Source organism: Bacillus sp. N13C7 (assembly GCF_026790065.1).
Classification (GTDB): domain Bacteria; phylum Bacillota; class Bacilli; order Bacillales; family Bacillaceae; genus Bacillus.
The window spans coordinates 37,685-62,764 of record NZ_JALAMO010000018.1; the positions used below are offsets into that span (position 1 = coordinate 37,685).

Genomic DNA, 25,080 nt, shown 5'->3' on the forward strand with positions numbered 1-25,080 from the left:
ATCGTAACATCTTTCTGATAATTAATCAATCCGGGGTGGAGAAATTTCTTAATATCTACAAAAATTAAAATTTTCTTTTACCGATATATTTTGCGATGGCTGCAAGTGACGAACGTGCACGCCCTCTCGGAAGCGTGTTTAATTTCTGGAATGCTTTCTGAAGATACATTTCGCTTACTGCCATAGATGCTTCAATTGCATCTGTTTTTTTGATTTCTTCAATGATCGGTTCAAGCTGTTCCTGCGTTGTCTCGCTGTTTATCAATTTAAGCTGATTTTTTAATGCTGGATTTTTCAGGGCATACAGCACGGGCAATGTGACATTCCCTTGAAGCAAATCCCCTCCAACCGGTTTGCCCAGCTCTTCCTCAGTTGAAGTAAAATCTAGAATATCATCAATAATTTGATAAGACATGCCGACGTAATACCCAAACCAGTAAAGCGCCTTATGGATCTTTTCATCAGCTCCGGAGGCAATAGCACCGAGCTGGCAGCTGACCGCGATCAGAAGCGCCGTTTTTCTTTTGATACGGCGGAGATATGTTCTGAGATTTTGTTCCATGTTGTATTTGTCTTTGATCTGCTCGATTTCCCCTAGACAAACTTCAACAATGGTTTGTGACAAAATCCTATGGGCTTTCGGTTCGTTAATTCTCGTCATCATTTCTAGAGATCCCGCAAGCATATAATCTCCAGTGTACATCGCAATGCGATTGTCCCACTTTGCTTTGATTGTCGGCTTCCCTCTCCGAAGTTCCGCATCGTCAATGACATCATCATGAACCAAAGATGCCATGTGAATCATCTCCAAAGTGACGGCGACATATTTAATCTTATTAATATCGTAATCGCCAAACATACCGGAAAGCAGCACGAAGACAGGCCGAATACGCTTTCCTCCTGCCTGCAGCAGGTGAAGACCTGCCTCGCTTAAAAGCGGATAATCGGAACGTACGGTTTGTTCAAGTTCTCTTTCGATCACATCTATATCGTCATTTAAAAAAGAGTAGGCCATTTTAAATTTCATATCATTCACCCAAACATCTGTGTTTTCATTTCCATCCGATATGCGTGGCAGCGACTCCGCCAGTAAACGAATGATATTGGACATTTTTCAAGCCCGCCTCTTCAAACAGGCCTGCCAGCTCCTTCATTCCAGGGAACTCTCTGGCTGATTCTTGAAGCCATGAATATTCTTTATAGCTTTTCGCAAACAGTTTTCCGAAAAACGGCATAATATACTTAAAGTACATGAAGTAAGCCTGTCTGAATCCGAACATTTCCGGCTGGGACGTTTCCAGACAAACCACCTGTCCGCCCGGCTTCACCACACGTCTCATCTCTTTCAGTACAGTCAAGTAATCAGGAACATTGCGGAGTCCGAAGCCGATCGTGACATAATCAAACGTATCATCTTCAAAAGGAAGCTCCATCGCATTTCCATGCAGCAATTCAATTTGGCTGAAACCGCCGTCTTTTACTTTTTCCTGGCCGACACTCAGCATATTCTCACTGAAATCCAATCCCTTGATCTCGCCGCTTTTGCCGGCTGCTTTAGCAAGAGCGATTGTCCAGTCAGCCGTACCGCAGCATACATCAAGTGCCTTGGCGCCTTCTTTTACATCCATAATGCGCATCGTTTTATCACGCCATTTTTTATGCTGCTGAAAACTGATGACAGAGTTCATTTGGTCGTAGTTTTTATATATTTTTTCAAATACTCCGTGTACGCGCTGTTCTTTTGAGTCCTGCATAATGGTTTACCCTTCTTCCACTTTCTGATGATAAGTTTGATCTTGACTGATTGTCTTCAGGCGGTTTAATAAAATATGCTGAATAGGTGAATTTAGAGGCAAAAGTGACTCAATGCTGTTTTTCGCTTTTTTAAAACAATCTTCTAGTATCTCTTCTTTTGTTTTTCCCAGCTGTATAAAACTGCCGATCACATCCAGAAATGTATCATTTCCATTTATAAGCCGCTTAAATACAAAAAAATCACTCGACAGCTTTTTCCACCGCGGGAGGTTGAAGTGTTCCGCCACCCGATGGAATAAGGCTGATTCAACGATGCCGACACTTTCAAAGAAATCGTGTTCATCCTTGAAAGAACGGTCATAGAGACGAATTTTATGTTCATTGATTTCTTTGATGGCTGTAGCAAGCGTCCGGATCATATAGATATCCTTCATTTCAGATAGCAGAGAGTAGTACAGCCCGCTGAAATAATCGCCCGCGAGAACAGTCAATTGGCGGTTTTTGTTTTCGTCTCGTTTGATGACTCTTGCTGTCGTCACTTCATCATGGGTATCAAGGGCGCTTTGTACAAGCATCGCTGTTACAATATAATTTTCTCTGTCATTGTTTTTTATGTCAGCTTCCTCAAATAAAGCATGAAAAAGAAGAAGCTTATCCTCATCAATTTTTGGCGCAGAAATATGTTTCGCTAAATAAGGATGAGACAGCTTTTGTTTTAATTTCGTGTTCAGATTGGCTAAAGTTCCGTAGATGTCTTGCAAAAATATCACCCTTGTCCCCAAATTCACATTTATTTCTTAATCTATGTATGAGTTTTATCTTTTCATTCACTTACGCAGGTATCATTATAGCATAAAAAAAAGAAATTGGCTGTATCCTCCCGCTGTTTGCGAGCATTTGCTATTAACAGCGGGGACAGCCAGCTTATTTTTTTTCGCTTTTCATTTCTCCGTAAGCGGTTTGAATGAGTGCCTCTCCTCTGACTTTAATGGCAGAAGTATGCTCTGTAAACTGAGCGATGATTACTTCTCCCTTGTCAAGTTTTTCGGAATGGTGAAACTTTGTGTCTGTTCCTCTCGTCAGGCCAATCACATTCACTCCATCCTCAACCGCTTTAATGACAACAAAATCACTTGAATGCTTTTCGTTCATTTATAGCACCCTCTATCTTTATTAGTCCTGGCGTTTAATATGTTCCAATACTTCAGCCCTTGCAGCCGCATCATCCTTAAAAACGCCTCTGACTGCTGAAGTGACAGTTTTTGCACCTGGTTTTCTTACACCGCGCATCGTCATGCACATATGTTCTGCTTCAACCACTACCATTACGCCATGCGGGTCAAGCGTATCTACGATGCTTTCGGCAATTGTAGAAGTAATGCGTTCCTGAAGCTGCGGACGCTTTGCAACGGCTTCCACGGCACGTGCCAGTTTGCTGAGCCCTGTGACCTTTCCGCCTCGCGGTATATATGCAACGTGTGCTTTTCCATAAAAGGGAACGAGGTGATGCTCACACATAGAATGAAACGCGATGTCTTTTACAAGAACAAGCTCCTCATGGTTTTCACCGAAGATAGTCTGGAAATGTTCTTTTGGATCTTCATTCAAGCCGGAGAATACTTCGGCATACATCTTTGCGACTCTTTTCGGAGTATCAAGAAGCCCTTCTCTATTCGGGTCTTCTCCGATCGCTTCTAAAATTTGACGAACAGCTTGTTCGATTTGCTCTTTATTAACTTCTTTCATGTTCTATGTCCTCCACCAATGAATACATTTAATTTCGATTCTAGCACACATGCCCCGCTAAAAGCAAAGTGAATGCCCTGTCAGGAAGCCCATGCTCTTGAAATATGAAAAGCCCCTTGGAAAGGGGCTTTTCTGTGAAGAAATAAAAGTGTATGTAAGCTAGATGCATACACGATCTATATTCACAATTATTTTCCGGCAACTGCGTCTTTAAGCGCTTTACCTGGTTTGAAAGCAGGTACTTTGCTTGCTGGAATTTCGATTTCTTCACCTGTTTGAGGGTTGCGTCCTTTACGTGCAGAACGTTCACGCACCTCGAAGTTACCAAAACCGATCAGTTGGATTTTATCACCGTTTTTAAGTGCATCTAAGATCGTATCAAAAACAGAGTCAACTGCTTTTGTAGCGTCTTTTTTAGACAATTCGCTTGCTTCTGCAACCGCATTGATAAGTTCTGTTTTGTTCATGCCTTTCACCTCCTCCCAAAAGGAATACATTCAGTTCGTTTATTATCATTTCTTCACAGTTCAGTCTGATTCTAAACCTGTCCCAGAAAAAAATCAGAGCAGGCAAGAGAAAGACAATTAAACGGCTTTTAAGAAAAACTGCACCTTGAGGAATGTTTGTCCAACAAAGTGAAGAATTTCTGTATGTAGAGTAACACATATAAAAAGCCATATCAAGCATTTTAAAGCGTCAATCCCTTGCTCGTCAAGGATTTAACGAGATTTATCGAACAAATATTCCTTTTTTTCCTTTTTTCATCCTATTCCTTGATCCTTTTCCATTATTAAGAGCAAAGAAAAAAGACCTCCCATTATATAAAGAGGTCTTTCGGTACTACAGGATGATGGCGATTAAGCCGCCTGAGCCTTCGTTTATAATTCTTTCTAATGTTTCTTTTAATTTGTACCGGGCGTTTTCAGGCATTAGTGACAGCTTTGCCTGAATCCCTTCTCTCACAATTGAGCTCAGCGATCTTCCAAAGATATCGGAGTTCCAGATGGAGAGCGGATCATCCTCAAAGTCCTGCATTAAATAGCGTACAAGCTCTTCGCTTTGTTTTTCCGTTCCGATAATTGGCGCGAATTCGCTTTCGACGTCTACTTTGATCATATGAATCGACGGAGCGACAGCTTTCAGCCTCACACCGAATCGTGAGCCCTGCCGTATAATTTCTGGCTCATCCAGGCTCATATCAGTTAGAGCAGGCGCTGCAATTCCGTATCCCGTCTGTTTGACCATTTTTAAGGCATCGGACACTTGATCATATTCTGTTTTCGCATGAGCAAAGTCCTGCATGAGCTCAAGCAGGTGGTCTCTTCCTCTGATCTCAACGCCCACCACTTCTTTCAGGATTTGGTCATATAAATGGTCCGGCGCGTACAAATCAATTTCAGCAACCCCTTGGCCCAGCTCGATTCCGGCTAACCCGGCACTTTCAATGAACTCAAACTCGCTGAATTGGCCGACAACCCGGTCTACATCCCGGAGACGTTTAATATCCTTAACGGTTTCCTTCACAGATTCCTGATAGCTTTCACGCAGCCAATGGTTTTCTTTCAGCACCATTACCCAGCTTGGGAGATTGACATTTACCTCAAGCACCGGAAACTCGTAGAGGGCCTCTCTGAGCACACTCAGCACATCTGATTCCCGCATGCTTTCCACGCTCATGGCCAAAACCGGGATATCATATTTTTCACTTAAATCCTGGCGCATCGCTTCTGTTTCCGGGTGATACGGCCTCACTGAGTTGATGACCATAATAAAGGGTTTGCCAACCTCTTTCAGCTCTTCAATAACTCTTTCTTCAGCCTCTATATAGTCGCTTCTGGCAATATCTCCAATGGTGCCGTCTGTTGTAATGACAACACCGATGGTCGAGTGTTCTTGAATGACTTTTCGCGTGCCGATTTCAGCAGCCTCATGAAATGGGATCGGTTCTTCGTACCAAGGCGTATTAATCATCCGCGGCCCGTTTTCATCTTCATAGCCTTTGGCGCCGGGCACTGTGTAGCCTACACAATCTACTAATCTTATATTGACATCGAGTCCGTCTGATACATGAACAGACATCGCCTGATTCGGAACAAATTTAGGCTCTGTAGTCATAATCGTTTTGCCGGCCGCGCTTTGCGGCAGTTCATCCTGCGCACGGGCCCGGTCTGCTTCGTTACTGATATTCGGGAGCACCACAAGCTCCATAAATTTTTTAATAAACGTGGATTTTCCTGTACGGACAGCACCTACGACTCCTAAGTATATATCGCCTCCTGTTCGTTCAGCGATATCCTTGAAAATATCGACCTTTTCCAAGTGATCCCCTCCCGGACTTCCTATCCTTATCAATTTTATTAAGCTCTTTCAATCAAACACAGGACACTATATGTGTATGACGTTGTCCTATTTCAATATGACATCTTTAGAAAATTTCCCAGCCTCAATCTATTAAAGTATAAAAAAACCTTTCTCCCTATTTGTATGCAAGGGAGAAAGGTTCATTCCTTTTTCATATCATTTTCTAAAAAAACAGGTTCCTGTTTGTCATTTACCGTATATTTCACAGAAAACGCGGGGACAAAGGGAGTTTCTTGCCAAATCATATCCTGGATTTGAGATCCGGGTTTAAACGTTTTGTTGCTTTTTTTGAGGCAGGAAGCCAGCTCAGTCCGGTAATCAGCATATATTTCTCCGTCTCCGTCTATCATAAGCGGCAAGGAATTCCCTGAGATTGGGCTTGTCACAGTAAGAGAGCTTCCATCCCCGAGCTTCTTCTCATCGAGTGTAAATAAATCGCGTGATAGCACATCCTTGTAAGGCGGATATCGATGCTCCTGGCGGTACATTTGAACGCGTAATTTCACATCGCGGATTTTTTCAGCCATTTTTAGGTCAATCAATTTAACAGTTGGATAGTTCTCTACGTCTACAAGCACGTATTGATAGTCTCCCCCGCTTTCATATGCCGTGCTTGGGGGTTCGGCCATATATCTAGGCGCTAAACGGTTAAAGTCTATCGGATATTTTTGATATAACGGTGTCGACATATCTTTTGTTTGAATGGGAAGCAGCCCTCCATTTGCCTTTTGAAATTCATCAACAGCTGACTGGACCTGCTTCAGCTGATCCTGATAAGGAATGGCATGTACACTGCTTTTCCACTCATTTGGATATAAACATCCCGATAAAAACACGACTGCCGCAAAAATCATAGCGCACTTCAGTTTACCCATACAGCACTTCCTTTTACAGCTTTATTCATTGACAGGGCCGCTGAATACAACGACAAACACAATGATTCCAGATATGAGCATACATATGTAAGCGAACGACGAAACAGCAATCTTCAAAAAACGGTTTTTGAACTTAAACCGGCTTAAATAGATGGAAGCAACAGCCAGAAACATCAGACCCATGGACCCAAGTGCAAACCACATTTTCATCAATGCCAGACTCAATGACCTGCGCCTCCCCGATATGTATGATGTAAGCGTTATATTTTATTTTAATATACAGCGCCGGAAAAGATCAACCAGTTTTTCCATCCTTTGATAGAACAAAAAAACTGAAGCAAAGAGGGGGACCTTCGCTTCAGTCAAATTGACTATATTCACCTGCACGTTTAAGAAACACTCTCTTGGACTTCGATGCTATAGTATGCGACTTGGCATACAGATGCATCCTCTATTGCCTAAATCGGCAAAATGTTTCAGGAGATCCCAGACTTGGGTGTTCTTCTGTTTTTCGGGCTTACGTTCAATTAAGATATGCGTCCTTGCATACGATTGACACTTTTACTTCACTTGATTTTCAAACGTATTTACCAGATCCTCCATCTCGTGGGTCTTCCCTCTTGCCATTAAAGATTCAACAGCCGTTTCCACCTTTTGTCCGTTGAATAAAACTTGATGAAGGGCTTCTGTTATCGGCATTTTCACATCATATTTCTCCGAAAGCTGGTAAGCCGCTTTTGTCGTGCGGACGCCTTCGACTACCATTCCCATCTCTTCAAGAACGTCTTCAAGCTTGTACCCTTTTCCGAGCAGATTGCCGGCACGCCAGTTTCTTGAATGAACACTTGTGCATGTAACAATCAGATCGCCTACTCCTGTCAATCCGGAAAACGTCAGGGGATTCCCGCCCATTTTCGTTCCGAGTCTCGCGATTTCGGCAAGCCCGCGTGTAATCAAAGCAGCCTTGGCATTGTCGCCATACCCTAAACCATCTGTAATTCCTGCGGCAAGGGCTATAATATTTTTTAATGCCCCGCCAATTTCAACTCCGATAATGTCAGGGTTTGTGTATACCCGGAAATTGTGATTAATAAATAAATCCTGCACCTCTTCTGCTGCCCGCATGCTTTTTGAAGATGAAGTAACGGTCGTCGGATGCCGCAGCCCCACTTCTTCCGCATGGCTCGGTCCGGAAAGGACAACAACATCTTTTCTGACACCGCTTGGGAGCTCAATTTCCATAATCTCAGAAATGCGCAGGAGCGAATCAGGCTCTATGCCCTTGCTGACATGAACAAAGACTGCCTTTTTCGTTATAAAAGGCACAGCCTGTCTCAGCACTTCCCGAATCGCTTTTGTCGGAACCGCAACGATTATGAAATCTGCATCCGAAACAGCTTTTCCAATATCCGTTGTTGCCTCTATTGATTCAGGAAGCTTGACGTTCGGCAAATAATCCTTATTTTCATGCAGATCATTGATTTGATGAATCAAATCTGCACGGTGCCCCCACATGGTTACATCGTGATGATTATCAGCTAACACTAAAGCCAGTGCCGTCCCCCAGCTTCCCGCTCCGAGCATTGTGACTCTTTTCATATTTGCTTCACACCTTTTTATTTTCTAGCTCTTGCAAATATTTTGATTGGTGTCCCTTCAAAACCGAATGCGTCTCTGATTCGGTTTTCTAAAAACCTTTCGTACGAAAAATGCATCAATTCCGGATCGTTTACAAACACAACGAAGCTTGGCGGCTTCACTGACACTTGAGTCGCATAATAAATTTTCAAACGAGAACCGTTATGAGTCGGCGTTGGGTTCATTGCCACAGCATCCATGATGACATCATTTAAAACATTCGTTTGAACTCGAAGTGAATGGTTTTCGCTTGCCTTGATAATTGCAGGCATTAGCGTATGAATCCGTTTTTTCGTTAAGGCTGACATGAATAGAATTGGCGCATAATCAAGAAATTGAAAATGATCGCGGATATTTTCTTCAAATTCCTTCATCGTGCTTTCATCTTTGTCAACAGCATCCCATTTGTTTACGACAATCACGACAGCCTTGCCCGCTTCGTGTGCATAACCGGCGATGCGCTTATCCTGTTCAATAATCCCTTCTTCGCCATCCAGCACAACTGCAACGACTTCGGAGCGGTCGATTGCTTTCAGCGCTCGCAGCACACTGTACTTTTCAGTCGTTTCATAGACTTTTCCTTTTTTTCGCATACCGGCAGTATCGACAATGACAAACTCCTGCTGGTTGTACGTAAATGACGTATCAACCGCATCTCTCGTCGTTCCTGCCACGTTGCTGACAATGACGCGCTCTTCGCCGAGCATTGCATTCACAAGTGAGGACTTTCCGACATTCGGGCGTCCGATCAAACAAAATTGAACAACTTCCTCATCATATTTCGTTTCAGGAATGTTTTTAAAATGCTCTGCAACAGCATCCAGCAAATCCCCCAGCCCGAGTCCGTGTGTTCCCGATATTGGATATGGCTCGCCAAAGCCAAGCGAATAAAAATCATAAATATTCGCTCTCATTTCTGTGTTATCCAGTTTATTAACTGCCAAAACAACAGGCTTTTTTGTGCGGTACAAAATTTTTGCTACTTCTTCATCAGCAGCTGTGACGCCTTCACGGCCGTTCACCATAAAAATAATGACGTCCGCTTCATCCATGGCAATTTCAGCCTGCTGGCGAATCTGCGCTAAGAACGGTTCATCACCGATATCAATACCGCCAGTATCAATCAAATTAAAATCATAATTCAGCCATTCAGCCGAGCTGTATATCCGATCCCTTGTCACACCAGGGGTATCTTCTACTATTGAAATTCTTTCTCCCGCAATCCGGTTAAAGATTGTGGACTTTCCTACATTTGGTCTCCCGACAATGGCTACGACAGGTTTACCCATAGTACCCTTCCTTTCGATCCAGCCGCTTTCATTTTTACATAAATTTTCAACCGGTTAATTAAAATCATTTCATTCACGTTTATGAAAAGAAACCCTTCAGAGGAAGGGCTTAACTCATTTATTATATCAGTTTTTACTGGGATCACAACTATTCTTAAAAATGTTTCACGATCAAATATACGTCATCCCCGATTCTGTGCGCTATTCCGTCAAGGATTGCCTCAAGGTTTTTAGCGAATAGCTCCATCTCCTTTTGGTCATTGCAAAAAAAGACGGGAGCTCCTCCCCCAGCCCGGTTTCGGTTCGTCGTGATCACAGACAAAATCACTTTTGAGAGAGACTCGCTCATCCTATCACCTTATCCTGTTTTTTGATAAACTCCGTCGGCATTCTGATCGCGTTTTCTAAAGTTGGAACATTGCTGATAATCTGAACAGCCGTTTCGGGGTGGTGAATTTGCGGCAGAACAAAGACTGCCACCCTCCCGTCATTTAGATCCCGTTTGGCAATAGGTGTCAGAGACGGCTCGCCTGAGTCCCGATAAACCCCGAGCACATTAGAAACATCAAATAATATGGCCTGGCGCTGCCCTAAGTTGGCAATCGTCGCTGCTGAATTAAAGTTTTTTGGCGTTAAAATAAATCCCATGCCATGCTTTAAAATCAGCTCCTGTTTCTCCGGAAGCCCAATATTCATCATATAAATAGTATCAACAAACAGTCCCGGTCCGTCAAAGTGCGGCTTTATGTACTCGATGTCTACAATATCCTTCAACACACTGCCCGACATAAATTTCATTGCCAGTAAAAAACAAACAACAGCCGCTACAACTGCGGCCCAAATGGATAAAAACACATACGCAGAGGTTGTCAAAAGCGCTGTAAAGATCACGATATAATTTCTGCTTTCAAACGCAATGGCAATTCCCTCAATATATGTGCTTCCTCTTGAGACAAGCTCATACGAATCCATTTGCGTCAGCGTGTTCCGCTCCATGTTTCGGACATCTCTAAATTGCGTCGCAGCCAACGTTAAAAATGTGATGGCCGTAAATTCCTCCTGCAAAAGCGCCGGCATAATAATCGCCCCTAAACCGGCTGCTATCAGCCCTAGTGCGATATGAATGACTTTCCCATGAACATAGGTCGGGTACTGGCGATAGTCCGTTTTCAGCATATAAAGCCGTGTTGCGACACCGGCAATGACCCCAGCAATAATCGGATAGATGTAATCACTCATGACATTTTGGTAGCTCCTTTGTTTGATCTTTTGCTTTTTTGACCAATCTGGCTTGCAAGCTGTTCGTATTTGAATATGCCAAACAGCAATATCATGCCTGCAGAACACGCACTCAACCATTGAAAGCCGCCGACAGCCAAAGTCCCGGCCAACTTCTGAATCACAAACGAATATACCAGTTCGCCTTGGCACATCCCCAGCACAAACAAGGTAAGCTGCTTCTCAAAATCCCTTTCAACTGAAGCTGTCAAAAGCACTATTAATATAACGGCAACCCACTCAGGTTTTATAATGAACCAAACCGGATCATATAATGCAAAAAGATAAACAAACGCATACCCGGCAACTAGCGTCAGAAAGACCATGAGATAACGAAAACGATACATCCCCAAATGCCCGGCATAAATACACCCGCAGATGAAAAACATCATATAAGCAGCATTCAATGAAAAAGATAAAGTGATGTCATGTATGCTTAGGATCATATTAGTCAAAATAAAGACAGAAACGGCAAATCGCCTTTTCGTCTTTTCAAAAATAAAGGTTGTCAGAATCCACAGAAACCACATTGACCAATAGTAATAAAATTGTTCCATTTTGCTTCCTCCATACTCCCAGTATGGAGCCCGAGCGCTTTTTTTAAACAATTCATCTTACATTAAGGAGCATGATTATGGGAAAAGACAGACAGGAGAAAAAACTCAGAGCTTCTGGCAGAGTCGAATCAGACCGTGACCAGTCTATTCACTATGACGGAGCGACAAGTCTTGAACAAAACGGAAGATTCAAAAAGCGAAAATCATAAAACAAAAAGCCCAAAACGCATAAGGTTTTGGGCTTTTTCATTTATCGCACACTATAGCCGGACGTATCGATCCTTCTCTCTGTAAGCCAGTGATGGGTTTCACCTTTGATCACGAGAGGCGCTTTTTGCAAATCAGCAATGGTTCTGGCGCCCAGCACGGTCATAATCATTTTTAATTCCTCAAGAATGAACTGAATCTCCTCAAACAGTCCTTCCTCCCCGCTGTCAGTCAGGGCTTTTAAAAAATGTCCTGCCATTCCGGTGCAGGATGCTCCTAGCGCAATTGCCTTTGCCACGTCAAGCGCATCCTGCAGGCCGCCGGACGCAATCATTGTGCTTGCGGGAAATGCAGAGCGGATTTCCGCCAAACTTGCAGCTGTCGAGATGCCCCATGAATTAAAAAAGGTGATTTGCCGCTGTCTTCGGAGATTTTCGATTTTCGAGAAATTTGTCCCCCCGTAACCGCCAATATCAACAGCTGCAGCACCAGCTTCATACAGCTTCCCTGCTGACTCTTTGCTCATCCCGAAGCCGACTTCTTTCACAATGACCGGCACACTGATTTGGCTGCAAATTTGTTCAATGCGGTTCAGAGCGCCGCTAAAGCTTCTGTCCCCTTCAGGCATCACAATTTCCTGAATTACATTCAAATGAATTTGCAGCGCATCTGCTCCAATCATCTCAACGGCTTCCTTTGCCTGATCAGCTGTCGCCTCGCTTCCCAGGTTGGCAAAAATCAGCCCGTTAGGATTTTCCTTTCGAACGATTTCGTACGAAAAACGCTCTGAGGGATCTTTTAACGCTGACATTTGGGATCCGACAGCAAGAGGTATTCCAGCCTGACAAGCCGCCCGCGCAAGCGATTTATTAATTTCATATGTAAGTTGTCCGCCGCCGCCTGTCATTGCATTGATAAAAATCGGCGAACTGCTTGAAAGTTCGCCGATTTTTGTGGATATATCTACTTGTTCTAATGCAAGATCGGGCAGACTGACATGAACAAACGTAATATCATCAAGCCCCGTTTCCCGCTTTTGGCCGGTGGAAAGGGCATGATTGATGTGTTGTCTTTTCCGTTCTGCTCGAGTCACGTTTATCACCAATTATTTTAGTTTATTCAGCTTATCTCCAATCAGATCTCCAAGCTGGAAGCCAGTGCTTGTTTCTTCCTTCGCCTGATATTGACGGTAATCTTCCTGATCGGCTTTAGGCGCTTCTTCAAGTTCACGCATGCTTAACGAAATGCGCTCCTCATTTTCATTCACATCAAGAACCTTCACTTTTACAGTCTGTCCTTCTTCAAGGACTTCATGCGGCGTGCCGATGTGTTTATTGGAAATTTGAGAAATATGAACGAGACCTTCAACACCTGGAAAGATTTCAACAAAAGCCCCGAAGCTCACAAGACGCTGCACGGTTCCTTCAAGCACATCGCCAGGTTTCACTTTCTCGCCGATTTGGCTCCATGGCCCAGGCAGTGTATCTTTGATTGATAATGAAATACGTTCATTATCACGGTCAACCGATAATACTTTCACTTTCACTTCCTGTCCCTCTTCGACAACGTCAGACGGTTTCTCTACATGGGAGTGGGAAAGCTGTGAAATGTGCACAAGACCGTCGATACCGCCGATATCAACAAACGCGCCAAAGTCAGTCAAACGCTGTACTTTTCCATCAAGCACACTTCCAACTTCAAGAGACTGAAGAAGTTCTTGTTTTTTATTCGCTTGTTCACTTTCAACAACGGCACGGTGTGAAAGGATCACGCGGTTTTTATCACGGTCAAGCTCTACAACGAGCAGAGACAGTGTTTTTCCTTTATAGTCAGTGAAATCTTCAACGAAATGCGCTTCAACAAGTGATGCCGGAATAAAGCCGCGAACGCCGATATCAACGACAAGCCCGCCTTTCACGACATCTTTCACTTCAGCTTCAAACACTTCTTTTGTTTCAAACTTTTTCTCAAGGTCTTCCCAAGCGCGGTCTGCATCAACAGCACGTTTAGATAAAATCAAAGCATCGTCTTCCACTTTCGTTACTTTCAGGTCAAGCTCATCGTCTACTTTTACGACATCCGATGCTTTCTCTACATGAAGACTAGATAATTCACTGATTGGAATAATGCCGGACTGTTTGACATTGATAATTTCAACATCCACATGCTTGTCCTCTACCTTTGTCACAATCCCTTTTACCACATCTCCAACCTCTGGCACTTGAACATCAATTTGATTCATTTCCTCTGTCATTTGAATAACCTCCTTGGTCCAAACCTACACAGCTTAATTAAAACGGTTTGAAAGCTGAACATATAACATGCCCGCTTTTAGCCGAATATGTATTAAAGAATCATCCAAAAAAGTTTTTTGAATGATCAATAAAAAGTTTTATTAGTATTAACTTCTAATAAAAGGACAGGTTTGTCAAGCAATAACATTCTTTCTTCGTTGAAAAATTCAAAAAAAGTGGCATTCGCCATATCAGCGGGACTTTTGCTCCACAGCCTCGAGGATTTTTTCAGCCACCTCTTGAATTGAAAGAGATGTTGTGTCGATTTCAAGAGCGTCTTCTGCCTTGCGCAGCGGAGATACTTCGCGCTCTGAATCAAGCTTGTCTCTTCTTGCAATTTCCTCAATCAATGTTTCATAGTTGACATCGTAGCCTTTTTTCACATTTTCTTCATAACGGCGTTTCGCTCTCTCCTCAACAGATGCCAAAAGAAAAATTTTCACTTCCGCATTCGGCAGCACGTGAGTCCCGATATCACGTCCATCCATGACGACGCCGCCTTTTTCCCCAAGCTGTTGCTGGCGCTTCACCATTTCTTCTCTGACGCTTCTGTGCTTAGCCGCTATTGAAACTTGGTTGCTGACTTCATCAGTTCTAATAGCTTCGGTAACATCAGTACCGTTAACGAGCACTTTTTGTCCTTCTTTTGTTGTAATCAGTTCAATGTCTGTTCGCTTTAGCAGTTCAGCCAGTTTTTCTTCATTTGTCAGATCAACGTTTTCTTGCAAAGCCGCGTACGTTATCGCCCGATACATCGCTCCTGTATCAATATATATGTACGATTTTTTCTCAGCCACAATTTTGGCAACAGTGCTTTTCCCCGCGGCTGCCGGGCCGTCGATTGCAATCGATAATTTCTTTTCCATAATTCCTCTCCTTGCTCTTTTCTCCTCTATGGATTGTATCACGAACTTTATGAAAAAGGGTGAAAAATTGATGAATAATTAATGCTTGAAGGTTTCAATTCTATCGTTCCCCTTCATTTTATCCACCCCTTCGTATTGAATCACCTTTGATACATAAGGTTCAATATGCTGGTAGTGAAAAAGAAACTGGACACCAAGTAAAATGATGGCCTGGATGAACAATAATTTGATCAACAGCCTTTCAAATGTTTTCATCGGAGCACCTCCATCACAAATAGTATGGAAGTGTTTGCCGATGTTTATTCCATACGTGCCTTTCTTCTCTTATTTAATTGGCGACGGATGCAATATTGCAGCAGGAACTGCTGGTCACCTGCTGCAATTCCAGTATACTCGAGAGTCATTTTTCGTTTCCCTGATTTCGGATCATCAAAGACTCGTCTGATAACGGCTTGGGCTTCTACTTGACGAGTGTTTTCCTCTTCAGAAAGACTGATGATAAGGCGCAATGACTCCCCAGGTTGAAAAGAACGTTGATCAGCTAAAATCACGGCAATGCCGCCTGCACTGATGTTATAAGAAAGTGTGCGGAACTCTTGTTCATTTTCCGGCTGAATTTTCACATCCAATACCGCATCAATTCTTACATACTGGCGGCGCTGGATTCGTTTCATTTTTTCACGGGGAGGCACTTCAAGACAGACCATTTGAAGTTTGTCCTTCACTTTGCCTTTTACGCGGCTTGTAAAGCGGTAAGGAACTTCGTCTTTGCCCACAAACTCTACTGTTACTTCCATATCATTATGTAAAATCACAGTACGCCCCGTAAGTACATCTACAGGGTACGCAATCAAAAGCTCATTGTTCTCGATGCTTACTGCCTTACTCTTTGTCTTTTTTATTTCATGATCTTCTATATATTCTAAATGTACATTTTCCCCAATCTCTATCATTGACTTCACTCTTTCGTATTCAATATACAACTCACATTTTTATTAAATCATGTAATGAAAAAAAGGAAAAGACATTTAGTCCTTTCCTCCCGTTTTTTATAGGTCTTTATATATAGGTTCGGCATTTTTTAGTTTTTCAACCTTTTCTTCCGATCCATCTTTGGCATTTATATACATTCTGAATGTGTCATTTTCAATGGTGCCGAGCATTTCATAGCACAACACTTCTTGGCCAACTTCATTTGTAATTAAAGCGAGCCTTGTTTCTCTCACTTGCACATTTTTATTTAATTTAGATTTTGCTTCTTCTTCCCTAATGGCTGGCTTAGCTATGTTTCTTTTTCTGTGGGATGTTAGAAAGTCTCTTGCTGAAAAACCGACAACCTCCCCGTCATCTAAGGCCACTTTCATGCGAATCGCCTCTGGGTACATCCGGATATTATTTTCAACAGGAACATATGAAAAGACGCCGATTTTATCATATTGGGCACTTTCATCAATTTCCAAATCCTCTGTTTCAAATCCATTTTTCTTTAAAAAGGCGAGTGCGCGGTTCGATCCGTCATTCAAACTGATTTTCTGATTTTTCACTTCTCTGTTTTGGATCAAATATACCGGATGCCCGCCCTTTTTGGTGATATCCATATAAATTGCTGCTTTATGGTCCGGGTCTTTCATGCTGATGCTATATACATCGCGATTGGTTTTTTTACCGCTCTTTACCACTTTAATTGAATAATTGTCATCCGGAGCAAAGCGCTCAGCAATTTGTTTGGCTTCCTGTTCAGAAATTTCTTTTCCTTTCAGGTGGCCGAAGCCTTTCTCTTCTTTTTTGGTGCTGGTGAAACTCGGGCCGAGATCTGTTCCAGTGGAGAATGCACCGACATTTTTTTCGACCGTTTTAAAGCTGTTGATAATCGTATTATCACTTTGTTTTTCGTCAGAAGCCAGCGCCATTTCTACATCCATCCAGCGAAGGTTTTTGCTCATGACAAGGTGCTGAACATGACGCAGTTCATTTTGTATATCTTCGGATTGCTGATATAGCTTATTTAATGATGTATACTCTTGTTTATCAAGCGGCTTTTGGTCTAAATCTCTGACTGACGTTTTATAACTGAAATCTCCGATCTTAGATAAGAGCTCCTCAGTTTTGTTAAACGGCATTAATGTAAGCGGCAGCTGACTGACACTGTTATGTGCTTCAGATGTAATCCTCCACACATCAATCAATGCAGGTGACAGTGATTTTTGGCTGTTCATAGCAAGTGTTGTTCCGATTTTATCATGAAGCTGATCCATCTGATAGGTAAGTTCATGAAACGCCCGCTGATAGTTATTTTCAGCATGCAGAAGAACTGCGTCTTTTTCCTGGTGCTCTTTGTATCCCCAGTAGCTTGTACCGACAATTGCAATACCGAGCACGGCGATTAAAATTCCTCTGATCATTTATCACACCTCTTTTTATGCTTTCTCATGTCCTGCTACTCACAGAAAATGTGTTTACCGATTCTTTTAATCTGCGGACGCCCCCAAATCCATGGACTTGTAGCTGTATCCGGGTTAAAGTAGTACAGCGCTTCCTCTGATGGGTCCCAGCCATTGATGGCATCCATCACTGCTTCTCTGGCCGTTTCATTCGGCTGCATGTAAATTTGCCCGTCTGCTACTGCTGTGAAGGCAAGCGGCTCAAAAATAACTCCCGCCACTGAATTTGGAAATAAAGGGCTGTTCAAACGGTTCAAAATGACTGCTGCAATCGCAACCTGGCCCTCGTACGGTTCGCCCCGGGCTTCGCCATAAACCGCCTGAGAAAGCAGCCTGATATCATTGTTGGAAAATCCGCCGGGCATGTTAGCTGCTACCGCATCCTGCTTTCTCGCTTTTGCAGGTGTATTGTTTTGCTGTTGATTTGCTTTAGGCTGCTGCGTTGTTTTTTCTGCAGGCTGTTTCTGCCGCGCTTCCGCTTGCTGCCTAGCTTTTTGTGTTGCTGCTTTTGACGGTTTCGTCTGATACTTCAGCGGAATTTTTCCGTAATGCGTGAATGTATTCCCTTTATTGAGCTGTTCCATGACATATTCACGATAGTATTTTGATTTAGATATTAAGGTTTGCTTTGTTTTAGCTCCTACAAGGCCGTCAACCTCTTTTAACCCGAATTGATCCTGAAAATTTCGAACTGCCCAGTACGTTCCCCATCCATAAACCCCGTCAATTTTTCCGTTATAATATCCGTTGTATTGAAGACGCGCCTGAAGTTCGACCACATCATCCCCTGTTGCCCCTCTTTGAATGACTTGATTCGAAAAGGCAGAAATGGTTTCAGTATTGATAAACGTCGTTATTGTAAAGGAAAAAAGGATGAGACATGCCATAATCGATCCTTTGGACTTCATCTTTTCAAGCCTCCTACTGCAAATTTTTAAGTGTAATCGTATTTTCTGTAACGAGGTTATTTTTATACACTCTTTCCTTGTTATCCCTCAGAGCATAAAATCTCATATGAAAAATCAGCACAAAAAAGCCGCACGGTTTCTGTGCGGCTTCTAGACTTGCATCATATTAACGGAACGGGCTTTTTTCGCTTTACGTAAACCAAACCACCATAAAAATAACATAAATGGAAACATATAATAAATCCAATTGCTGAGGGCTGTCAGAATAAAATCATACGATCCATGCAAAAGTGACGGGAGAGCTAAAGAAAGAATAAGCCACTTCACACGCGCCTTATCAGCGGAAAAACGGGCTTTCCCAAGATAAAATCCCATAATAACGCCTATCAAAGCATGACATGAAACAGGCAGCAGAGCTCTGACGAACGCATGCTCCACACCGTGGCCGATTAAGTATAAAATATTCTCAAGGGTTGCGAAACCGAGGGATACACTTGCCCCGTACACAATCCCGTCATAATGCTCATCAAAATGGGCGTGCGGATATACACTGACCATCAGAATAAACCATTTTAACGATTCCTCCAAAAACCCTGACGATAAAAAAGAAACGAAAAAGCTTCCGCCTCCCACATTCTCTTTTTCAAGCACGTACTGGATAAACATCGTGGGAAATACAAGAACAACCCCTAGAAAAAACGAGCGAAGCACCATATGTACAGGTTCATTGTCATACTGATCTTTTAAATAAAAATAGCTTAACAGCGCGATGCCGGGAGCAATTCCTGCAGAGATGATTGCAAACATCAGGCAACCTCTTTCCTTTATATTCCTAAGTCTATCCTACCATGTTGTTTATGATTTTACATCTGTCTGCACTTAAAAAAACAGAAAGAGCATACGAATTCATCATATGCTCTCCTTCTTCAATGATTTTCTCTTTTTGCGATTTCCGCTGCGATATGTCCCCCGTGAAATCTGCCGTTTTCAATAAATATCTCATTTGCATTGTTCCCCGCCGCAATAACCCCGGCGATAAAAACACCTTCAACGTTCGTTTCCATCGTTTCTTCATTGAAAAACGGACGCCCTGTTGCTTTATCAATTTTAACTCCTATTTTTTCAAGAAATTGATGGTCAGGATGATAGCCTGTCATGGCAAATACAAAATCATTTTTAATGGTGATGAGCTCCTTCTCGCCTGAGCGGAAGACAACCTCATCCTCGGTGATTTTTTCGACACAAGCGCCAAATTCCATACGGATTGTTCCGTTTCTGACGAGCGATTCAAATTCCGGCAAAATCCATGGCTTAATGCTTGGCGAATACTCATTGCCCCTGTATAAAACTGTGACTCGCGCTCCAGATTTCACGAGTTCGAGTGCAGCATCTACGCTTGAATTTTTCCCGCCGATGACGACGACATCTTTATCAAAGTACGGATGGCCTTCTTTAAAATAATGGAATACTTTCGGCAAATCCTCACCGGGTACGTTCATATAGTTTGGATGATCATAATAGCCTGTGGCAATAATGCAATAAGGCGTCGTATAAGTCCCTTTTGATGTCTCTATAACGAATGTATTGTTTTCTGCCTTCGTCACTTTATGCACCATTTCAAACGCATTTACACGGATGTTTTTCCGTTTGACGACCTCCCGGTAATACGACAAAGCCTGAATTCTGACTGGCTTTCTGTTTTCCGTAATAAATGCTACGTCTCCGATTTCAAGCTTTTCACTTGAGCTGAAAAAGGTTTGATGCGTCGGATAATTGTAAATGCTGTTAACGACATTGCCTTTTTCGATGACGAGGGCATCAATGCCAATTTGTTTTAGGTGGATGGCAGCAGATAGTCCACAAGGTCCTCCGCCTATAATAATTGCTTTTTCTTGAATCATTTCCGTCAACTCCTGCGATTGGCATTTCACTTCATATTTTTCTATTTCCGAATAAAAAAAATCTCCCATTTTATCATAGGAGATTTTTTATTTTTATGCAAATCATCAACTTATATCCAGCCTCTAAAACGCGAAGCTTCAGCCATTTTGCGTACGCCGACCATATAAGCGGCGAGTCTCATGTCAATTCTTCGGTTATTAGCCATCTCATAAATATTGTTAAATGATTTGACCATCATTTTTTCTAATTTTTCTTCTACCTCTTCTTCACTCCAGTAGAAGCCTTGGTTATTCTGAACCCATTCAAAATAAGAAACCGTTACGCCGCCGGCACTTGCCAGCACGTCTGGCACAAGCAGAATGTCCCGGTCTGAAAGAATTTTTGTTCCTTCAAGTGTTGTTGGACCGTTTGCTGCTTCGACGACTATTTTAGCCCGGATATTATGGGCATTTTCTTCTGTAATTTGATTTTCAATCGCAGCAGGAACGAGGATATCACAATCCAGCTCCAGCAGCTCTTGGTTCGTAATAGTATCGTTGAAAAGCTTTGTTACAGTACCGAAGCTGTCACGTCGGTCGAGTAAATAATCGACATCAAGGCCCTCCGGATCATAAAGCCCGCCATACGCATCTGAGATGCCGACAACCTTTGCTCCCGCATCGTGCATAAATTTCGCCAAATAGCTTCCGGCATTTCCAAAGCCTTGGACCACGACACGCGCACCTTTAATATCGATGCCTTTTTTCTTAGCCGCTTCTTTAATACAGATGGTTACACCTTTTGCAGTCGCAGATTCTCTCCCATGAGATCCGCCAAGCACAAGCGGCTTGCCTGTAATAAATCCAGGCGAATTAAATTCATCAATTCTTGAATACTCATCCATCATCCATGCCATGATTTGTGAGTTTGTAAATACATCCGGCGCCGGCACGTCTTTGGTCGGGCCGACAATTTGGCTGATTGCTCTGACATACCCTCTGCTCAGACGCTCCAGCTCTCTAAACGACATATCCCTTGGATCACAAACAATTCCGCCTTTACCACCGCCATATGGAAGATCAATTATGCCGCATTTTAAACTCATCCAAATAGAAAGCGCCTTCACCTCTTTTTCTGTTACGTTCGGGTGAAAACGTATCCCGCCTTTCGTCGGACCGACAGAGTCATTGTGCTGCGCACGATAGCCTGTAAAAATCTTTACTGAACCGTCGTCCATTCGAACAGGTATTTTTACCGTTAATAATCTCATCGGCTCCTTTAACAGTTCGTATACCTCTTCGGGATATCCTAATTTCTCCAGAGCCTTATGTATTACGGTTTGGGTTGATTTTAATACATCAAGTTTGTCCTCTTCTGTATGACCGGTGTTTCGATCGGCTGCCATTTGAGTTAACCTCCTAGAATCTTCTGTTTCTCACATGCTCCCTTTCAGAGAATAGTATACACCTTCATATCACCTGTGCATAGAATAAACGTTATGTTTTTCCATGTTTTTTAATGAAAAAAACTGCTGTAAAATCAGCAGTTTTTTCCGATGCGTTCTTATGAAAAATGAGTCTGTATCGTTTCAACGGCATTACCGTCCATAATAAGCTTGCCGTACTCTTGCAGGCGATAAATCGTTAAAGTTGTCGGATTGCCGTATTCAGCGAGAACCGACACAATCCCCTCAGCCGTATGTGAGCCCAGGTCTTCAAGGCTTAAAAAGTAATGTCCGTCATAGTGGTAGACAGTTCCCCCTGTGATACCGATTCGCTGTAAGCTTTCTGAAAGCTGAATGATATCTTCAAAGGAATGGAATTGATAAATGATGTCTGCACTTTCATCAAGCTTGACTTGCATTTCGATGTAATCATCATCATACTCATCGTCTTCTGAATCGGTGTCTTGATTCTTTGTTACGATCACAACCATCCCTTGTGCTTGGAGAGAATACACTTCCACTGCAATCGGTCCATTCGCTTCAAAGCCGAGCTCTGTATTAGCTTCATTCATCATATCTTTAAATAACTGGTGGACTTTAAATGAGTCCTTCCAGAGGTCTTCTTTTGTCAGTCCCCGGTCTGTCAAATCATCGAGGGTTAAAAAGATTTTGATCTTATTATAATTCAGACGCTCAAGCCGCATAACGTTCCCTCCTGCCTCTACTTGCACACAAATCATATAACACATTATATGAGATGATGAGTCATAGGTTCTTAATTGTTATCAGTTTACACTGAGTTCACTAGTAAGACAAGCACAATGCAGTTTTTATTCCTTTATGGGTTTTCGCATTTGAAAAGTTATTCTGGCGCACATAGAGTCACAATATGTGTTTCCGGCTCAGCCCCTAAACGAAGAGGCACTTTTGTGGTGCCATATCCGTTGCTGATCAAATACGCCGCATTTTTCACAATGCCTGTTTTTCCGAGTTCATACGGGCCGAATTTTCCAAATCTGATCTGGCCGCCATGGGTATGTCCGCTGAATATCACATCAATTCCGTCAGCTTCGTTGATTTGCTCGTGGATCTCCGGGTTATGACAAACCAGAATATTCAGCCGGCTGTTATCGAGTTCTTTGATGGCTTCCTCATAATGATCCATCTCCATCCTGATATCATCAACTCCAGCTATCGCGATCGTATGGCCATTGTACGAAAACGGAACTGACTCATTCCTCAGGCTGATAACGCCGTACGCTTTGAATATGGAATACAGCTTATGCTGTCTGACTTCATAATCATTATTTCCCCAAACAAACACGACAGGAACCCCAAAATCCGTGAGCCTTTTGATGTTTTCCTCGATTCTTGTGCTGGGCACTCCTCCCTCAGCTAAATCACCGCCAATTATAACCAATTGAGGGGCATGGCTTCGTGCTTTTTCTAAAAGAGTCTCATCAATGAGACGTTTATGAATGTCCGAAATAAAAAAGATTGTAAGGGGCGGCTTGCCCTTCATTTTTGGCAAATGCAACGTATGCGTTTTCAGATGGTTGCCTTTTGCCACTGAGTACATTTTTGCCGTCATTGCCGCTGCTGCCACAGTTATCACACCGGCAATTTTCACTGATAGCTTCATAAAAACTCTCCATTCTTTTTAGAACTTATCAATAAGACGGACAATAAAAAAAGACGTTTCTATCGTTTGAGAAAACGCCCCATTTTATTTACTTTCAAAATACAGATTAATGTCATATTTGTGCTTCATCATGTAAAAAACAGACTCTCTCGCCTTCCATTTTTCCGGCTGCGGCCACAGATCAGTGCTTTTCTGAATAATTTCACATCTCAGCTTATGGAAATCGCCCTCAGCTTTATCTTCCTTTTTCTTAAAATAATATGAAGTGCAGTATGCAAAAGCGGTTGCCATCAGCCAAAATAAATAAAAGGTATGGCTAAGCACTTCTTGAAGAACGAGTTGGGGCGCCGGGCTTTTGATCATGATCATCAGACATAATAAGCCCAGGCAAATAAGCGAAGTCCATCGCCATCTGCGGCATTGTGCTGCATAATTTTCGAATTTTTGTTTTCGTTTCACCAGCGCTTTGAGCATCTGTTTGGTCGGCGCGTCTGTAAACTGATCCAGCTGATTCCATAAGGATTCCATACGCTTCACACCTTGTCCATTTTCATTGCTACAATATATGAACGGAACACAAAAAAAATGCCCTATTCATCCATCAAGGGGGATGTCCAAAACTTGTCCGGTGTAAACATCATTTCCATTCAGATGATTATATGCGCGAATTTTTTCTTCTCCCGACCGGCTTTTATAATATTTCATAGAAATGCGGTATAGCGTTTCTTTCTTTTGGACGGTATGCTTGACAACGCGTTTCGGCTCAGCTTGAACTGGTTCAGCCGGCTGCTGTTCTTGCGGTGCTGCTGTTTGTTGGGAAGAGGAAGCAGCCGCAGTGGTTGCTTCCTCCTTATTTGTCGAGTCTTCTTTTTCCGCTACAGCAGGCTGTTTCTTATCAGTTGTTTTTGTCGGCTCTTTTGCCTTTGTATTCTCAGACTTTTTTTTTGACTCTTGCTGCAGTGCGGTCTCTTTGGTGTCTGCGGTGTCTTTTTTATCCTCTGATTTTGGTACAATCTCGTATTTGCTTTGACTGCTGTCGATAAAAACATCCTCATAATCGTCATGATTATCCGGATGGCTTTTTAGATAAAATAAGGTGACTAAAACGATAACCGGCACAAAAACAAATATAACAGCGAGTACTGTGAATAATGGCGTTTTTGTTTTGCCTTGCTTTTTTTTCTGTTCTCTTTTATTTTTTACAGATTGTCTTGTCGGAAGGCTTTCTCCATCATCATCGACATAATCATCCGCCAATGCGGCGTTTTGATCTTCATAAAGATTCTGGGCTTTTCTTCTCTCTACTCTCGACATGTTCGTCATGTTTATCCCTCCTCACATGTTCAAAACGAATCTGACAGGCAAACACGGCATCGATGATAAAATGCGCCGTCACCGGCACGAATAAGTTGCCGGTCCATTCATACATCAGACCGAGCAAAAAGCTGATTGCTGTCACCATGAAAAATAACAGCCATTTAGACAAATACCGAAAATGCAGAACGGCAAATACAACGCTGGCCGCCCATAGACCGATATGAGTCTGCAGCACTCCTCTGAATAACATTTCTTCCGCGAAAGCAATCAGAAGCGTTAAAAATATAATATGAGGGATTGACCTCTTACTGAATATTTTTTTATTGATTCCGCCGTCATCATATAAATGAGGCGGGCACCATTTCATCACGGCCATATCGGCTAAAATAACAATAACTGCAATAGAAATACCATACCAAATAATTCGCATATCGTGAATATCCCAGAGCTTTAGTACGTCTCTTACGTCCGCAAAAAAGAATAAGCCCGTTACTGCTGAAGCGATGATGATCAAAAGCTGCGTCAAATATAACTGCTTCAGCATATCACGATCAGACATATGCTGTATGAGATCCTTTTGC

General features: G+C 42.6%; 30 protein-coding genes. 1 reads left to right on the forward strand and 29 read right to left on the reverse strand.

Going from position 1 to position 25,080, the window contains the following annotated elements:
• Window positions 1-64 precede the first annotated feature (64 nt).
• The 14 genes from hepT to MOB98_RS17645 form a co-directional block, all read right to left on the reverse strand.
• Window positions 65-1,027, reverse strand: coding sequence for a heptaprenyl diphosphate synthase component II (gene hepT / locus MOB98_RS17580; protein ID WP_003246013.1), 963 nt, complete (start codon window positions 1,025-1,027; stop codon window positions 65-67).
• Between the two features lie 25 nt (window positions 1,028-1,052).
• The gene (menG, locus tag MOB98_RS17585) at window positions 1,053-1,754 is read right to left on the reverse strand and encodes a demethylmenaquinone methyltransferase (protein WP_268359865.1); all 702 of its coding nucleotides are present in this window, start codon (window positions 1,752-1,754) and stop codon (window positions 1,053-1,055) included.
• 6 nt (window positions 1,755-1,760) lie between these two features.
• Window positions 1,761-2,516 (reverse strand): heptaprenyl diphosphate synthase component 1, encoded by a 756-nt coding sequence (hepS, locus tag MOB98_RS17590; protein WP_268359864.1) that lies wholly within the window; start codon window positions 2,514-2,516, stop codon window positions 1,761-1,763.
• A 163-nt stretch (window positions 2,517-2,679) separates the two neighbouring features.
• Window positions 2,680-2,907 (reverse strand): trp RNA-binding attenuation protein MtrB, encoded by a 228-nt coding sequence (gene mtrB, locus MOB98_RS17595; protein ID WP_003225517.1) that lies wholly within the window; start codon window positions 2,905-2,907, stop codon window positions 2,680-2,682.
• Between the two features lie 21 nt (window positions 2,908-2,928).
• Window positions 2,929-3,501: a GTP cyclohydrolase I FolE gene (folE, locus tag MOB98_RS17600; protein ID WP_173614163.1), complete on the reverse strand. Its 573-nt coding sequence runs from the start codon at window positions 3,499-3,501 to the stop codon at window positions 2,929-2,931.
• 188 nt (window positions 3,502-3,689) lie between these two features.
• Window positions 3,690-3,968 carry a non-specific DNA-binding protein Hbs gene (gene hbs, locus MOB98_RS17605; RefSeq protein ID WP_003153447.1) on the reverse strand — a complete coding sequence of 93 codons (279 nt, stop codon included), beginning with the start codon at window positions 3,966-3,968 and terminating at the stop codon, window positions 3,690-3,692.
• A 373-nt stretch (window positions 3,969-4,341) separates the two neighbouring features.
• Entirely contained in the window at window positions 4,342-5,820 is a 1,479-nt protein-coding gene (spoIVA, locus tag MOB98_RS17610) for a stage IV sporulation protein A (RefSeq protein ID WP_010330503.1), read from the reverse strand.
• Window positions 5,821-6,002: 182 nt separating this feature from the next.
• Window positions 6,003-6,737, reverse strand: coding sequence for a hypothetical protein (locus MOB98_RS17615; RefSeq protein ID WP_268359862.1), 735 nt, complete (start codon window positions 6,735-6,737; stop codon window positions 6,003-6,005).
• 21 nt (window positions 6,738-6,758) lie between these two features.
• Entirely contained in the window at window positions 6,759-6,962 is a 204-nt protein-coding gene (locus MOB98_RS17620; RefSeq protein WP_268359861.1) for a DUF2768 domain-containing protein, read from the reverse strand.
• Between the two features lie 336 nt (window positions 6,963-7,298).
• The gene (locus MOB98_RS17625) at window positions 7,299-8,336 is read right to left on the reverse strand and encodes an NAD(P)H-dependent glycerol-3-phosphate dehydrogenase (RefSeq protein WP_268359860.1); all 1,038 of its coding nucleotides are present in this window, start codon (window positions 8,334-8,336) and stop codon (window positions 7,299-7,301) included.
• A gap of 17 nt (window positions 8,337-8,353) precedes the next feature.
• Window positions 8,354-9,664, reverse strand: a complete 1,311-nt coding sequence (der, locus tag MOB98_RS17630) for a ribosome biogenesis GTPase Der (RefSeq protein WP_268359859.1) — start codon at window positions 9,662-9,664, stop codon at window positions 8,354-8,356.
• Between the two features lie 154 nt (window positions 9,665-9,818).
• Window positions 9,819-10,013 carry a capping complex subunit for YIEGIA gene (locus MOB98_RS17635; protein ID WP_268359858.1) on the reverse strand — a complete coding sequence of 65 codons (195 nt, stop codon included), beginning with the start codon at window positions 10,011-10,013 and terminating at the stop codon, window positions 9,819-9,821.
• Entirely contained in the window at window positions 10,010-10,903 is an 894-nt protein-coding gene (locus MOB98_RS17640) for a YIEGIA family protein (RefSeq protein WP_268359857.1), read from the reverse strand. The genes MOB98_RS17635 and MOB98_RS17640 overlap by 4 nt, the downstream gene beginning before the upstream one ends.
• Complete coding sequence (locus MOB98_RS17645; protein WP_268359856.1) at window positions 10,900-11,499, reverse strand: hypothetical protein; 600 nt, start codon at window positions 11,497-11,499, stop codon at window positions 10,900-10,902. Before MOB98_RS17645 ends, MOB98_RS17640 begins: the two co-directional genes overlap by 4 nt.
• Window positions 11,500-11,576: 77 nt before the next feature.
• Here MOB98_RS17645 and MOB98_RS17650 point away from each other — a divergent pair, with 77 nt between their 5' ends.
• Window positions 11,577-11,708 (forward strand): YpzI family protein, encoded by a 132-nt coding sequence (locus MOB98_RS17650; protein ID WP_268359855.1) that lies wholly within the window; start codon window positions 11,577-11,579, stop codon window positions 11,706-11,708.
• A 41-nt stretch (window positions 11,709-11,749) separates the two neighbouring features.
• Here MOB98_RS17650 and fni read toward each other — a convergent pair whose 3' ends face one another.
• The 15 genes from fni to MOB98_RS17725 all read right to left on the reverse strand — a co-directional run bounded on the left by fni (window position 11,750) and on the right by MOB98_RS17725 (window position 25,058).
• Window positions 11,750-12,799, reverse strand: a complete 1,050-nt coding sequence (gene fni / locus MOB98_RS17655) for a type 2 isopentenyl-diphosphate Delta-isomerase (RefSeq protein WP_268359854.1) — start codon at window positions 12,797-12,799, stop codon at window positions 11,750-11,752.
• Between the two features lie 12 nt (window positions 12,800-12,811).
• Window positions 12,812-13,960, reverse strand: a complete 1,149-nt coding sequence (gene rpsA, locus MOB98_RS17660) for a 30S ribosomal protein S1 (protein WP_268359853.1) — start codon at window positions 13,958-13,960, stop codon at window positions 12,812-12,814.
• 231 nt (window positions 13,961-14,191) lie between these two features.
• Window positions 14,192-14,866 (reverse strand): (d)CMP kinase, encoded by a 675-nt coding sequence (cmk, locus tag MOB98_RS17665; RefSeq protein WP_268359851.1) that lies wholly within the window; start codon window positions 14,864-14,866, stop codon window positions 14,192-14,194.
• A gap of 78 nt (window positions 14,867-14,944) precedes the next feature.
• Complete coding sequence (locus MOB98_RS17670) at window positions 14,945-15,121, reverse strand: YpfB family protein (protein ID WP_268359850.1); 177 nt, start codon at window positions 15,119-15,121, stop codon at window positions 14,945-14,947.
• A 44-nt stretch (window positions 15,122-15,165) separates the two neighbouring features.
• Entirely contained in the window at window positions 15,166-15,819 is a 654-nt protein-coding gene (locus MOB98_RS17675) for a flagellar brake domain-containing protein (protein ID WP_268359849.1), read from the reverse strand.
• A 96-nt stretch (window positions 15,820-15,915) separates the two neighbouring features.
• Window positions 15,916-17,268, reverse strand: coding sequence for a germination protein YpeB (gene ypeB / locus MOB98_RS17680; RefSeq protein WP_268359848.1), 1,353 nt, complete (start codon window positions 17,266-17,268; stop codon window positions 15,916-15,918).
• Between the two features lie 35 nt (window positions 17,269-17,303).
• The gene (sleB, locus tag MOB98_RS17685; protein ID WP_268359846.1) at window positions 17,304-18,215 is read right to left on the reverse strand and encodes a spore cortex-lytic enzyme; all 912 of its coding nucleotides are present in this window, start codon (window positions 18,213-18,215) and stop codon (window positions 17,304-17,306) included.
• 150 nt (window positions 18,216-18,365) lie between these two features.
• Window positions 18,366-19,022, reverse strand: coding sequence for a glutamic-type intramembrane protease PrsW (gene prsW / locus MOB98_RS17690; protein ID WP_014114228.1), 657 nt, complete (start codon window positions 19,020-19,022; stop codon window positions 18,366-18,368).
• 119 nt (window positions 19,023-19,141) lie between these two features.
• Window positions 19,142-20,116 (reverse strand): YpdA family putative bacillithiol disulfide reductase, encoded by a 975-nt coding sequence (locus tag MOB98_RS17695; protein WP_268359844.1) that lies wholly within the window; start codon window positions 20,114-20,116, stop codon window positions 19,142-19,144.
• Between the two features lie 110 nt (window positions 20,117-20,226).
• A complete protein-coding gene (gene gudB, locus MOB98_RS17700; RefSeq protein ID WP_268359842.1) occupies window positions 20,227-21,501 on the reverse strand; it encodes an NAD-specific glutamate dehydrogenase in 1,275 nt (424 codons plus the stop codon).
• Window positions 21,502-21,659: 158 nt separating this feature from the next.
• Window positions 21,660-22,244, reverse strand: coding sequence for a genetic competence negative regulator (locus MOB98_RS17705; protein WP_268359841.1), 585 nt, complete (start codon window positions 22,242-22,244; stop codon window positions 21,660-21,662).
• Window positions 22,245-22,402: 158 nt separating this feature from the next.
• The gene (locus MOB98_RS17710) at window positions 22,403-23,182 is read right to left on the reverse strand and encodes a metallophosphoesterase (protein ID WP_268359839.1); all 780 of its coding nucleotides are present in this window, start codon (window positions 23,180-23,182) and stop codon (window positions 22,403-22,405) included.
• A gap of 84 nt (window positions 23,183-23,266) precedes the next feature.
• The gene (locus MOB98_RS17715; RefSeq protein ID WP_268359838.1) at window positions 23,267-23,710 is read right to left on the reverse strand and encodes a YpbF family protein; all 444 of its coding nucleotides are present in this window, start codon (window positions 23,708-23,710) and stop codon (window positions 23,267-23,269) included.
• Between the two features lie 66 nt (window positions 23,711-23,776).
• Window positions 23,777-24,505, reverse strand: coding sequence for a LysM peptidoglycan-binding domain-containing protein (locus MOB98_RS17720; RefSeq protein WP_268359837.1), 729 nt, complete (start codon window positions 24,503-24,505; stop codon window positions 23,777-23,779).
• The gene (locus MOB98_RS17725; RefSeq protein ID WP_268359836.1) at window positions 24,456-25,058 is read right to left on the reverse strand and encodes a CPBP family intramembrane glutamic endopeptidase; all 603 of its coding nucleotides are present in this window, start codon (window positions 25,056-25,058) and stop codon (window positions 24,456-24,458) included. Before MOB98_RS17725 ends, MOB98_RS17720 begins: the two co-directional genes overlap by 50 nt.
• Window positions 25,059-25,080 lie beyond the last annotated feature (22 nt).